The following is a 12656-nucleotide window of genomic DNA, read 5'->3' as shown; positions in this document are numbered from 1 at the left end:
GTTAAAAAATATCGAAGAAGGATTCTTAATTAGTTCATTCTATATATGTCAATAATACTTTATGAGCATTTCTTCTTTTCTAACTAAAAAATTTTTAAAGTCACTTTTCTTTCCCGCTCATAACCGAGGGGCTGCTTTACCTAAGAAATTAGTAAAATTATTAAAAAAACAGCCTGGGTATTGGGACTTACCGGAGCTACCTGAAATAGGCTCACCTCTATCCCAAAGCGGATTAATTGCCAAAACTCAAATAGAATTCTCTGAGAGATTTGGGGCGAAAGGTTGTTTTTTTGGAGTTAATGGAGCTTCTGGATTAATACAATCAGCTGTAATTGCGATGGCAAATCCTGGCGAAACTATCCTGATGCCTAGAAATGTTCATATAAGTGTTATAAAAATTTGTGCGATGCAGAACATACAGCCCATATTCTTTGACCTAGATTTTTCTTCAGAAAACGGACATTACAAACCAATCACAAAATACTGGTTAAAAAATGTATTTAAAAAAATAAATTTTAATGAGAAAAAAGTTGTAGGTGTAATTCTTGTAAGTCCCTCTTATCAAGGTTTCGCAGGAGATTTAAGGCCTTTAATAGATCTTTGTCATCAAAAAAATTTACCTGTTTTAGTTGATGAAGCCCATGGTTCTTATTTCCTTTTTTGTGAAAATCTTAACCTACCAAAATCCGCTTTAGTATCAAATGCTGATTTAGTCGTTCATTCATTGCATAAATCACTAAATGGTTTGACTCAAACTGCTGCACTTTGGTACAAAGGGGATCTAGTAAATGAGCAAAATTTAATCAAGAGTATTAATATGTTGCAAACTACTAGTCCTAGCTCCTTATTACTGTCTTCTTGTGAAGAGTCTATTAAAGATTGGCTTAATAAAAAAAGCTTATCACAATACCAAAAAAGAATTTTGGAGGCAAAAAGTATATACAAAAAATTAATCCAAAAGAATATTCCTCTCATAGAAACCCAAGACCCCTTAAAAATAGTATTGAATACATCTAAAGTCGGCATTGATGGTTTCACAGCTGATAATTTTTTTTATAAAAATGGCCTTATTGCTGAATTACCAGAAATGATGACTCTAACTTTTTGCTTAGGGTTTGCGAATCAAAAAGATTTTCTCAGTTTATTTGTAAAATTATGGAATAAATTACTATTAAATTCAAAAAAATTTGAGGCTCTTAAAGCACTCCAATCGCCCTTTAATTTAGTTCAAGAACCAGAAATCCAAATTGGAAATGCTTGGAGAAGTGAAACTCGGATTATTCCTTTTTCGCAATCATTAAATAAAATATCTGGAGATATTATTTGCCCTTATCCTCCTGGAATACCTCTGATAGTTCCTGGAGAAAAAATTGATATCGATAGATTTAATTGGATAAATAATCAAAGTTTATGGAACAAAGATCTGTTAAATTTTAATATAAGAGTCATAAAAACATAGAAATTTGATATGAGATTGAGAAGCGGATTACTTATAGGAATATTTGGTTTAATTGTTGTTTTGTTAGGGGGATGGTTTTTTACATTAGCAATAGCCTTGCTTACTTATTTAGCATTATTAGAATTCTTTAGGATGGCTGAATTTAAAGGTATAAAACCAGCTACTAAAACCACATTATTTTCATCTATCATTATTATAATTTCTACTTATCTTGAGACCATAGGTTTGATTAATGGGGAAATATCAAATTCAATTTTGCCTATCTGTTCAGTTGTAATATGCACTTGGCTACTTTTGCAACCAAAGCCTGGCACAATTTCCGACATTGCAGCTTCTATTTTTGGTTTATTTTATTTAGGTTTTTTACCTAGCTACTGGATTAAGTTAAGGGGATTAGATTCAGTGATTTTAATTTCAAATCAAGGTATTATTTCTTTTGAAAACTTATCTAGTACTACAGGTCTTCATTTAACTTTAACATCTTGTTTTTTAATTGTAGCTAGTGATATTGGTTCTTATTTCTTTGGTAAGTCATTTGGTAAAAAATCTCTTTCTCCAATATCTCCAAGCAAAACAGTAGAAGGTTTAATTGGAGGAATATCATGTTCAATTTTATTAGCGATATTTTTCGCTTTTTTACTTAATTGGGAAAATGCATTATTAGTTGGATTTTTATATGGAATTTTAATTTCTCTTATGGCATTAGTTGGAGATTTAATTGAATCAATGATGAAGAGAGATGCAAAAGTAAAAGATTCAGGAACTTTTTTACCAGGACATGGAGGCATTCTTGACAGAATAGATAGCTACATTTTTACTCCTTCTGTTTTGTATTACATTTTTATAATCATTAAGTATCTAAATTAATTATGAAATTTTTTATTCCAAAAAATAATCTTGAATAATTTTAGTAGATAATGATGGTAAATCTACATGAGGTAGATGACCACAATTTTGCAATCCGATATAATCTATTTTATCAATTTTTTTAATTTTTTTAATCTCTTTTTTCCCAAGAATGCGATCATTTTCTCCACATACTGCTTTTATTGGGATATTTTGAATATATTTCTGTGTCCCAGCGAAACCACCACTTTTTGCAAATGATGCGAGTGAGTTCCTCCATCCTTGACAACCTAAATGAATTGAAGCAATTTGCTCTTCCATTTCACCAACACATTGATCTGGGAAAGCAAATGCTTGCCTACAAAGACTTTTTCTGACCCGGTGTAATCCCAGAAATGAGGCCCCTATATAATTAAGAGGGAAAGGTATACTCTTAGGTTCTCCAAAAAGTCCGGCAGGAGATAAAAGTATAATTTTATCGATAGAGTCAGAGATTTCAAAAGAAAGTTTTAATGCTGTTGAGCCTCCCATAGAGGCACCAATAATTTTTAGATTCTTTGTTATTTGTAAGGTCTTAAGGAGATCAATTAAATATGAAATTATTTTAGAGGGATTATATTCATTTGTTGCGCACCTAGGACTAAAACCAAACCCTAATAAATCAGGAATTATGACTTGGAAATTTCTTTTTAATGATTGATATATTCTCCTAAACTCTAAAAAACTACTGTCAAAGCCATGGAGAAGAAGTATAGGTTGACCTTTTCCTCCAATTACCACGGGGAATTTCAAAGAGTTCCAGTTCTCATTGAGTTTGATCCACTGCACATCGTTTGCCAAATAAAGACCTAAAGGGTCTAAAAGCGAATTTTTGGCAGTCTCAAAAAAATCAACATTTAAATCACTAAGTTGTTCGAAATGGGATTCAGTCAAAAAAATAATTATATTTTAATTTTTTGTTTTTCAAAATTTGCAATTACTTCTATTATATCTTTTTTATGAACTTCAAAAGGCAAAAAGTGAATCTCAGATTTATGTCGACAAGTAAAATCAGCAATTTTCTCTAAATTATTATCTTCAAAAACATTTATTCCAAGTTGCGCAATAGTAGTTGGCAAATTCAATTGTTTCATAAGTAACAACAATTGTTTAGTTGATTGATCAGCTAATTTATTATTATTTTTCATTTCTTCTAGTCTTAATTGCAATAATAATCCGACACCAACTATCTCACCATGTAAGGATTTGTTTGGGGTAATTATCTGAGTAATTGCATTATGAATAGCATGTGCAGCAGCAGTCCTGCACTTTTCTCCCCCAATACCACCTACTAATCCGGCTGTAAGTCCACAAGCTTCTACAGTATTTCGCCAAGAAATATTATTTACAAATTGATCTTTAAATGCTTTTTCTCCATCAATTAATAGTTGATCTCTTAAAACTCTCGATATCTGGATTGCTTGTTGAACAAGACCATCTTCTATTGTTGAACTTGTTAGTGAGGATTCATACCATTTTGCCAAAGCATCTGCTACTCCGCTAGCAAGAGTTCTAGATGGAGCTGTTTGAATAAATTTATGATCATAAACTAGGATTTTTGGACAAGATCCTAACGCAACATCCTTTATGAATTGGCCATCTTTTGTATATATATTTGATAAGGCTGTCCAGCCTGCACATGTAGAGGCGCTAAGAGGCACTGTAATACATGGAATATTAAGACAATGGGCTATGTATTTCCCAGAATCTAGGACTTTACCTCCCCCAGCAGCAATCACAGAATCATGATTATTCTTTAAAATGATATTCTTTACATTTGAAATGTCTTCATAACAACAGTCAAATTCTAAATTAGCAAACTTAACATCGAGGTTTTGATTTTTTAAGTCATGGAAAATTTTATTTCTCAAATTATACGTATGAGTTCCCCTGCCTAAAATTAAAGGAGTTTTAGTTAATTTAGTGATTTTAGGTAAAGATTTTTCCCAAGCATAATTTCCCCTGTATATAGTTTCTGGAGAGATTGACTGCATATTTACTTTAAGTAATTAAAAGTTAGCACTTGCTAATTCTTGAGGAGATTCTTCAGGAGAGATGTTAATCGTAACTTTTTTATTATCATCTATATCAACTAAAGCCTTATCTCCATCCTTTATTCTTCCAGAAAGAACTTCTTCAGCCAAACTATCCTCTAAAAGGCGCATTACAGCCCTCCTAAGTGGTCTTGCTCCATAAGAAGGATTATATCCTTCTTCAACTAGTCTTTCCTTGAAAGCATCAGTTACGCTTAATTTAATACCTTTATCCTGTAATCTTGCAAAAACCTCTTGCAACATAATTTCAGCAATTTCTTTAACCTCATTTTTAGATAATTGCCTGAATACAATTATTTCATCAAGTCTATTTAAAAATTCAGGTCTAAAATATTGCTTTAATTCTTCATTAACTAATGATTTGATTCTATTGTATTGACTATCTTCAACAGAATCACCAGAGAACTCAAATCCTAGACCTCCTCCACCTTTTTCAATTACTTTTGAACCAATATTAGAAGTCATTATTAGCAAAGTATTTTTAAAGTCGACAGTTCTACCTTTGGAATCTGTTAATCTGCCGTCTTCAAGAAGTTGCAATAATAAATTAAATACATCTGGATGAGCTTTCTCTACCTCATCAAATAATACAACTGTATAAGGTCTTCTCCTGACTGCCTCTGTAAGTTGACCACCTTCATTAAAACCAACATACCCTGGAGGAGAACCTATAAGTTTACTTACTGTATGTCTTTCCATAAATTCAGACATATCTAATCTAATCATTGCTTCTTCGCTACCAAAGAAATATGAGGCTAGTGATTTAGTTAATTCAGTTTTACCTACACCAGTGGGACCTGAAAAAATAAAACTTGCGATAGGTCTATTAGGATTTTTTAAACCAACTCTTGCTCTTCTAATAGCTCTAGAAACAGCTTTTACAGCTTCATCCTGTCCAATTAACCTTTGGTGAAGTGTTTCCTCCATATTTAAGAGTTTAACTGATTCGGTTTCAGTTAATTTTTGAACGGGTACACCGGTCCAAGATGCAACAATATGTGCTACATCCTCTTCATTAACCATAGGGTTTTGCAAAAGTTTTGAATCACTTTTTGCTAAGTTAATATCGGTATTGGATTCATCTTCAGTTACAGATTCTTTTTTATTTTCAAGTACCTCTTTGATTTTGGCAGACAATTCCATCTCTTTTTCTCTTAGTTGACCGGCTTGATCAAAGTTTTGATCCCTTACAGATTCTTCCTTTTGTTTTTGAATTTGTCTTAGTTCTTTATCTATTTCTTTCGCTTCAGGTGGAAGTTTAGAGTTAATTAAACGAACTCTACTACCTGCTTCATCAATAAGGTCTATAGCCTTATCGGGTAAGTACCTATCAGATATATATCGATCGCCTAAGTGAGCTGCAGCCTCTAGAGCATCATCAGTAATTTTAAGGCGATGATGCTGTTCATAACGTTCTCGAAGACCTTTTAATATTTCGATTGTATCTTCAATAGATGGTTCACCAACCATTACTGGTTGAAACCTTCTCTCGAGAGCAGCATCTCTTTCAATATGTTTTCTATATTCATCGAGTGTTGTAGCTCCAATGCATTGGAGTTCACCTCGTGCTAATGCTGGCTTAAGGATATTTGCTGCATCTATAGCTCCTTCTGCAGCTCCAGCACCAATTAGAGTATGGACTTCATCTATAACAAGTATTACATTACCTGCAGATTTAATTTCTTCCATAATCTTTTTTAATCTTTCTTCGAATTCTCCTCTATATTTTGTTCCAGCGACTAGAAGCCCAATATCAAGAGTTAAAACTCTTTTGTCTTCAAGAATATCGGGAATATCCCCAAGCTGGATTCTTTGAGCTAAACCTTCTGCAATAGCTGTTTTACCTACGCCTGGTTCTCCAATAAGAACAGGGTTATTTTTAGTCCTTCTACCCAAGATTTGAACTACCCGATCTATCTCTTCATAACGACCAACAACAGGGTCTAGTTTTGATTCGCTAGCAAGTTTTGTTAGATTTGTTCCAAATTCATCGAGAGTAGCAGTTTTTAAATTTCCCTTACTTGAATTAGCACCACTACCAACTTCAGCTGTTTCGCCAAGCATTCTTATCACTTGAGTTCTTACTTTTGTAAGGTCAACACTAAGATTCTCCAAAACTCTAGCAGCTACTCCTTCACCTTCTCTTATTAATCCTAATAATAAATGTTCAGTTCCTATATAATTGTGACCTAATTGACGAGCTTCTTCAAGTGATAATTCTAAGACTCTTTTCGCCCTAGGTGTAAAAGGTATCTCTACAGCTACAAAACCTGAACCTCTGCCAATTATTTTTTCAACCTCTATCCTTGAATCTTTTAAATTTACACCTAATGATTTAAGAACCTTTGCTGCGACACCTGTACCCTCGCCGATTAGTCCTAATAAAATTTGTTCTGTTCCGACGAAATTATGACCAAGTCTTCTAGCTTCCTCTTGGGCAAGCATAATGACTTTAATAGCCTTTTCGGTAAATCTTTCAAACATTAGAAGATTATATTTCTACTAATAACCTACCAGCAATAAGACAATTTTGTGTTCAGAATGAGCTTTTGTGAATACCCAAAAATATATTTTACTGAATTAAATTTAACTTTTTTAATGGTATAGCAACAAATTATAGTAATTTCAGGCATTCTGGTTATCCGCACAATTAAATTTTCAAATTATTTAGTTGTCAATTTTTTTTCTTTTAAGAGAGCATCTGAACCGTCTTTATAATAATTTCTTCTAATACCTACAGTAGAAAAATCAAAACGACTATAAAATTTCTCAGCTGTGAAATTAGTATTGGAGACTTCTAAAAATAATTTTTTTATATTTAATTTTTCACATTGTTTTATTAAAAAATCCATAAGGTAAGATCCAAAACCTTTTTCCCTATATTTTTTGTCTATAACAAAATAATTTATTTGAGCCTCATCAAGCACCACATGAAAAACGCAGATTCCTATAACTAAATTTGAGAGTATCAACCCAAAGACTTTTATACCTCCTTTTTTAAATTCATTAGCCCATTGCTTTTTACTCCATAACGAAATCGTATTTGAATCTAAGTCATAACATGAATCAATATCTTTTTCATTTAACTTCCTAATAGATAAAATCATATAATAGATGTGTAATCAAAAGTTAGAATTTAATGTCATTTTAAAATATGACAACTTTAGAATGACTCTACTTAAAATTTTCCCATGGAAGAAAAAAATTCCTTTTTAAAAGAAAAAATTGACCTCAAAAGTCCTAATAAAAATATCGTACCCATCACTACTTCTATAGGAAGTGATGGAATATTATCCGTTGGTGGATGTTCTATTGAAGAGTTAGTTAAAAAATATGATTCTCCACTTTATATTTTGGATGAAATCACCTTAAGAAAATCTTGTAAAGCGTACAAAGAAGCATTAGAGAAACATTACCCAGGGAAATCTCTACCTATATATGCCTCCAAGGCAAATAGTTCAATCTTTATGAGTAACCTTATTTCCTCAGAAGGATTTGGACTAGATGCAGTCTCCGAAGGAGAACTATTAACTGCTCTCCAAGGTGGGGTTCCAAATGAGAAAATTGTTTTTCATGGGAATAATAAATCAGACAAAGAAATAGAATTTGCAGTTATAAATAATATTAAAGTTATTGTTGATAATGATTATGACTTAGAAAGATTAGAAAAACTCTCAAATTCATTTAATCGAGATTTAGAAATAATGATTCGCTTTACTCCTGGGATAGAGTGCCACACTCATGAATATATAAGAACAGGATCATTTGATAGCAAATTTGGTTTCGGAATTGAATATCTAAGTACTTTATTTGCCAGGATTAGTAATACTAAACATTTAAAATTAAAAGGATTACATGCGCATATTGGTTCTCAGATTTTTGAACTAGACCCTCATAATGATCTTGGAGAAATAATGGTAGATGTAATTTTAGAAGCCAAAAAATTTGGCCATGTCATTAATAAACTAAATGTTGGAGGCGGTTTAGGCATTAAATATACAGAAAATGACGACCCCCCTTCTATTGAAGATTGGGTTAAAACAATTTCCAATTCAGTAGTTAAATCTTGTAAAAAACATAATATAGATTTACCTCTATTAATGTGTGAACCGGGAAGATCTATTGTCTCTACAGCAGGCATAACAATTTACAAAATTGGGGCTTTTAAAAAAATTCCAGGGGTTAGGACTTATTTATCTGTCGATGGAGGGATGAGTGATAATCCAAGACCAATAACGTATCAATCAAATTATTCTGCATGTTTAGTAAGTAATCCCTTTAATAAAGATTCTAAAAACAAATATACTATTGCTGGAAAACACTGCGAATCTGGAGATGTTTTATTTAAAGAGATAGAATTAGCAGATTGCAAAACAGGAGATCTTATTTGTGTTTTTGGTACTGGTGCATATAACAATTCAATGAGTTCCAATTACAATAGGATTCCAAGGCCAGCAGCTCTCTTGGTTTGTAATGGTGAAGCAGAGATTATTCAGAAAAGAGAAAGTCCATCTGATCTTTTAAAATATGATGTTTTACCTGATCGCTTTATTAAACAAAATTAGGTACATTTAAATTAATTTTGTTTTTAATGTGAATTTCTGGGGGATTATAAATTTAAAGCTTTTATTGGATGTCTTATTTGCTATCGGTTTCGGACTTTTATTATTTTCTAGAGTAAAAGAACAAAGAACACTCTGGCTTTTAAGGGGATATTTATTTTTAGTTTCAACTGCATGGTTTATTCAAAGATTTGCATATCTCCCTTTAACGTCAAAATTAATTGATGCTGTAGTTCTTGCTTGCTCGCTATCCTTAGCGATCCTTTGGCAAGGGGAACTAAGAAGATTAATGGAATTATTAGGCACTGGGAGGTTAGCTGTATTACTAGGGAATCAACCAAAGGAATTTAGAGCAACATCAACAACTATTACTCAATTAGTTGATACTGCAGGTAAACTATCTCAAAATAGGAGAGGTGCTTTAATCGTTGTTGATTTAGGAAGTGATTTAAGGCCAGAAGATTTTTTATATTCAGGTACAAATATTGAAGCACAATTATCAACTGACCTTTTAATAAATCTTTTTGCAACAGATACTCCATTACATGATGGAGCAGTTCTTGTAAAAGGTAACAAAATAATATCCGCTGGTGTAATACTTCCTCTCTCGAGGCAAGGAATTAGTAGATATGGCACAAGACACTTAGCTGCATTAGGAATCACAGAAAGATTTGATAGATGTATTTGCATTGTTGTTTCTGAAGAGACAGGTACGTTATCATTAGCGAGCCAGGGAAAAATTGAGAGGCCAATTACAAGCAGCAGGTTACAAGAATTGCTTGTAAATTCAATCGGAAATAAAAACTCTATGGTAACAAATAAATCATCTTTAAATAAAACTGCTCCATCCCAAGAGATAAACTCAAGTGATAATATTATCAGTGGTATCAATAAAAAAGAGTCTAATAAATCAGAAGGCTTAATTAACAGAAAGGACTGAACAATGAGTTTGGAAAAAGTAATCGATAAGAAAAAAAACGACTTATCCAAGCTAATAGATAAGAAAAAAATCCCAGAACATGTAGCAATAATTATGGATGGAAACGGGAGATGGGCCACAAAAAAAGGGTTGCCTCGAACGTTTGGACATAACAAAGGAGTAACTGTATTAAAGGAAATTATCAAATCATCAAAGAAATTAGGTTGTAAAGTACTTACTGTTTATGCTTTTTCAACTGAAAATTGGTCGAGACCCAAAAAAGAAGTTGAATTCCTAATAAATCTATTTGGCGAAGTTTTGAGAAATGAAATTGAAGAGATCCATCAAGAATCAATTAAAATAAAATTTATAGGTGATTTAACCCCTTTCCCAGATTCTTTAAAAACAGTACTTAATAGGTCTGAAGATCTCACTAAAGATAATGAAGATTTTGCATTAAATGTTTGTGTAAATTATGGTGGTAGACAAGAAATAGTAAAAGTTGCTAAAAAGTTAGCAATAAAATCTATTTCTGGCGAGATAAAGCCCAATGAAGTTAATGAAGAATTATTTAATTCAGAACTCCTAACCCAGGGGATCAAGGACCCTGAATTATTGATTAGAACTAGCGGAGAAAAAAGAATAAGTAATTTTCTTTTATGGCAATTAGCTTATTCTGAAATTTATATATCTGAAGTCCTATGGCCTGATTTTAATGAGAACGAATTTCTTAAAGCAATAATTGATTACCAATCAAGAAATCGACGTTTCGGCGGTATAGAATCATTACCAAATAAATCTTTTAAAGGTTCTTACTGCTCTTCCTAAATAAATATGATTAAATCGAAGATTAATATGTCTAGCGAAATTAGATTTGATTGGCAAAAAGAAGAAATTTCGGAAATATTAAAAATGCCTTTGATAGATCTAATGTGGGAATCGCAAAAAATTCACAGAGAATTCAATGTTTATAGTGTACAACTTGCATCACTTTATAGTGTGAAAACTGGCGGTTGCCAAGAAGATTGCTCATACTGCAGCCAATCGATTTATAGTGCCAGCCAAATCAAAAGTCATCCACAATTTGAAGTCAAAGAAGTTCTAGAAAGAGCTAAAATCGCAAAAAAAGAGGGCGCTGATAGATTCTGCATGGGGTGGGCTTGGAGAGAAATCAGAGACGGGGAATCATTTAACTCAATGTTGAAGATGGTCAAAGGGGTAAGAGACCTTGGAATGGAAGCATGCGTAACTGCAGGAATGCTAACTGAAGAACAGGCATCTAGACTAGCTGAAGCTGGTTTAACAGCCTACAATCACAACCTTGATACTAGCCCTGAACATTATAAAAATATTATTACCACTAGAACTTATCAAGACAGATTAGATACCATCAAAAGAGTAAGAAATGCAGGAATAAATGTTTGTTGTGGAGGAATAATAGGTTTGGGTGAAACCAATGGAGATAGAGCATCTCTTTTAGAAGTGCTGTCGAACATGAATCCACACCCTGAAAGTGTTCCTATAAATTCATTAGTTGCTATAGAAGGTACTGGTTTAGAAAATAATAAAGCGATTGATTCTATTGAGATGATAAGAATGATAGCTACAGCCAGAATTCTTATGCCTAAAAGTAAAATAAGATTAAGTGCAGGAAGAGAAAAGCTCTCAAAAGAAGCTCAAATTTTATGTTTTCAATGCGGTGCAAATTCAATTTTTTACGGAGATGAGTTACTCACAACTTCAAATCCATCTTTTCAATCGGACAGAAAACTTCTTCAAGAAGTTGGAGTATCATTTAATAAAAATTTTGAAACTTGTGAGAAAACATTATCCTCTTTATGAAAGGCAAAAATTATAAAATAGTTTCACTTTATTCTTTCTTCCCATTTCAAGAAAACTTAATTTTTGATCTCAAAAAAAAATTATTAGAAATCGAAAATGAAAACGATCTTTCAGGTTTATTAATTTTTGCTAGTGAGGGTATTAATGGAACTATTTGTGCTGATGAAGATCTAATCGATATTGTTATCAACTTACTTAACAAATATACAGATAATAGAAATTTGAATATAAAAGTAAACTTTTCAAAAAAGAAAGTCTTCAAAAAATTAAAAATAAAAATCAAGAAAGAAATAGTTACCATGGGTATTGATGAAATAAACCCTGCACAAGATAATGGTACTTATATTGACAAAGCTAATTGGAATGAGTTAATTAAAAACCAAAATACAATAGTCATTGATACTAGAAATCATTATGAGGTTTCTATAGGAACATTTCAGAATTCCATAAACCCAAATACGAGAAATTTTAGCGAATTCCCCAGATGGGTAGATGATCATTTAGATAGTCATTTAGAAAATAAAGATTCTGCAAATATAGCAATGTTTTGTACCGGAGGTATCAGATGTGAAAAAGCTACAAGTTTGCTGAAAAAAAAAGGTTATAAAAATATTTATCACCTAAAAGGGGGCATCCTTCAATACCTTGATGATATATCAGAAGAAGAAAACTTATTTGAAGGTGAATGTTTTGTTTTTGATAAAAGAGTTGCTTTAGATCAACAATTAGAAAAAGGCTCCTACTCCATTTGTCATGCATGTGGAATGCCAGTTTCAATTCAAGATCAAAAAAGAAAAGAATATAGAGAAGGTATTCAATGTCATTTATGCATAGATCAATTCAGTGATGACGATAGGAAAAGGTTTGAAGAAAGACAAAAACAAATCGATAGATCAAAAGTGGAAAATAATAAAATCTATAAGGACTAATTTTCA

Annotated in this window: 11 protein-coding genes; 7 read left to right on the top strand and 4 right to left on the bottom strand. The window is 32.1% G+C overall.

Annotated features, from left to right (window positions below):
- Positions 1-61: 61 nt before the first annotated feature.
- Positions 62-1459, top strand: a complete 1398-nt coding sequence (locus tag EU91_RS03550) for an aminotransferase class I/II-fold pyridoxal phosphate-dependent enzyme (protein ID WP_032524593.1) — start codon at positions 62-64, stop codon at positions 1457-1459.
- Positions 1460-1468: 9 nt separating this feature from the next.
- On the top strand, positions 1469-2326 hold the full coding sequence (locus EU91_RS03555; RefSeq protein ID WP_032524592.1) for a phosphatidate cytidylyltransferase: 858 nt from the start codon (positions 1469-1471) through the stop codon (positions 2324-2326).
- A 12-nt stretch (positions 2327-2338) separates the two neighbouring features.
- Here EU91_RS03555 and EU91_RS03560 read toward each other — a convergent pair whose 3' ends face one another.
- The 4 genes from EU91_RS03560 to rimI form a co-directional block, all read right to left on the bottom strand.
- Positions 2339-3238 (bottom strand): alpha/beta hydrolase, encoded by a 900-nt coding sequence (locus EU91_RS03560; protein ID WP_032524591.1) that lies wholly within the window; start codon positions 3236-3238, stop codon positions 2339-2341.
- A gap of 8 nt (positions 3239-3246) precedes the next feature.
- On the bottom strand, positions 3247-4338 hold the full coding sequence (locus EU91_RS03565; RefSeq protein ID WP_032524590.1) for an iron-containing alcohol dehydrogenase: 1092 nt from the start codon (positions 4336-4338) through the stop codon (positions 3247-3249).
- A 15-nt stretch (positions 4339-4353) separates the two neighbouring features.
- Positions 4354-6882, bottom strand: a complete 2529-nt coding sequence (locus EU91_RS03570) for an ATP-dependent Clp protease ATP-binding subunit (protein ID WP_032524589.1) — start codon at positions 6880-6882, stop codon at positions 4354-4356.
- A 179-nt stretch (positions 6883-7061) separates the two neighbouring features.
- Positions 7062-7505 carry a ribosomal protein S18-alanine N-acetyltransferase gene (rimI, locus tag EU91_RS03575; RefSeq protein WP_241433935.1) on the bottom strand — a complete coding sequence of 148 codons (444 nt, stop codon included), beginning with the start codon at positions 7503-7505 and terminating at the stop codon, positions 7062-7064.
- 84 nt (positions 7506-7589) lie between these two features.
- Here rimI and lysA point away from each other — a divergent pair, with 84 nt between their 5' ends.
- Genes lysA through EU91_RS03600 form a run of 5 tightly spaced genes read left to right on the top strand, consistent with a single transcriptional unit; the run spans position 7590 to position 12650 of the window.
- Positions 7590-8963, top strand: coding sequence for a diaminopimelate decarboxylase (gene lysA / locus EU91_RS03580; protein WP_032524588.1), 1374 nt, complete (start codon positions 7590-7592; stop codon positions 8961-8963).
- A 28-nt stretch (positions 8964-8991) separates the two neighbouring features.
- Positions 8992-9900 (top strand): diadenylate cyclase CdaA, encoded by a 909-nt coding sequence (cdaA, locus tag EU91_RS03585; RefSeq protein ID WP_032524587.1) that lies wholly within the window; start codon positions 8992-8994, stop codon positions 9898-9900.
- Between the two features lie 3 nt (positions 9901-9903).
- Positions 9904-10707: an isoprenyl transferase gene (locus EU91_RS03590; RefSeq protein ID WP_032524586.1), complete on the top strand. Its 804-nt coding sequence runs from the start codon at positions 9904-9906 to the stop codon at positions 10705-10707.
- 6 nt (positions 10708-10713) lie between these two features.
- On the top strand, positions 10714-11721 hold the full coding sequence (gene bioB / locus EU91_RS03595) for a biotin synthase BioB (RefSeq protein ID WP_032524585.1): 1008 nt from the start codon (positions 10714-10716) through the stop codon (positions 11719-11721).
- Positions 11718-12650 carry a rhodanese-related sulfurtransferase gene (locus EU91_RS03600; protein WP_032524584.1) on the top strand — a complete coding sequence of 311 codons (933 nt, stop codon included), beginning with the start codon at positions 11718-11720 and terminating at the stop codon, positions 12648-12650. The genes bioB and EU91_RS03600 overlap by 4 nt, the downstream gene beginning before the upstream one ends.
- Positions 12651-12656: the final 6 nt, after the last annotated feature.

The sequence above is a fragment of the Prochlorococcus marinus str. GP2 genome (assembly GCF_000759885.1).
GTDB classification, from domain to species: domain Bacteria; phylum Cyanobacteriota; class Cyanobacteriia; order PCC-6307; family Cyanobiaceae; genus Prochlorococcus_A; species Prochlorococcus_A marinus_J.
The sequence above is the reverse complement of the archived record's forward strand: the minus strand, read 5'-3'. Positions and strand labels throughout refer to the sequence as shown.

Excerpts from the sequence above, each read along its gene's own strand:
- EU91_RS03550 (WP_032524593.1), top strand. The coding sequence starts at position 62 with ATGAGCATTTCTTCTTTTCTAACTAAAAAATTTTTAAAGTCACTTTTC.
- EU91_RS03555 (WP_032524592.1), top strand. The coding sequence starts at position 1,469 with ATGAGATTGAGAAGCGGATTACTTATAGGAATATTTGGTTTAATTGTT.
- EU91_RS03565 (WP_032524590.1), bottom strand. The coding sequence starts at position 4,338 with ATGCAGTCAATCTCTCCAGAAACTATATACAGGGGAAATTATGCTTGG.
- EU91_RS03570 (WP_032524589.1), bottom strand. The coding sequence starts at position 6,882 with ATGTTTGAAAGATTTACCGAAAAGGCTATTAAAGTCATTATGCTTGCC.
- rimI (WP_241433935.1), bottom strand. The coding sequence starts at position 7,505 with ATGATTTTATCTATTAGGAAGTTAAATGAAAAAGATATTGATTCATGT.
- lysA (WP_032524588.1), top strand. The coding sequence starts at position 7,590 with ATGGAAGAAAAAAATTCCTTTTTAAAAGAAAAAATTGACCTCAAAAGT.
- EU91_RS03590 (WP_032524586.1), top strand. The coding sequence starts at position 9,904 with ATGAGTTTGGAAAAAGTAATCGATAAGAAAAAAAACGACTTATCCAAG.
- bioB (WP_032524585.1), top strand. The coding sequence starts at position 10,714 with ATGATTAAATCGAAGATTAATATGTCTAGCGAAATTAGATTTGATTGG.
- EU91_RS03600 (WP_032524584.1), top strand. The coding sequence starts at position 11,718 with ATGAAAGGCAAAAATTATAAAATAGTTTCACTTTATTCTTTCTTCCCA.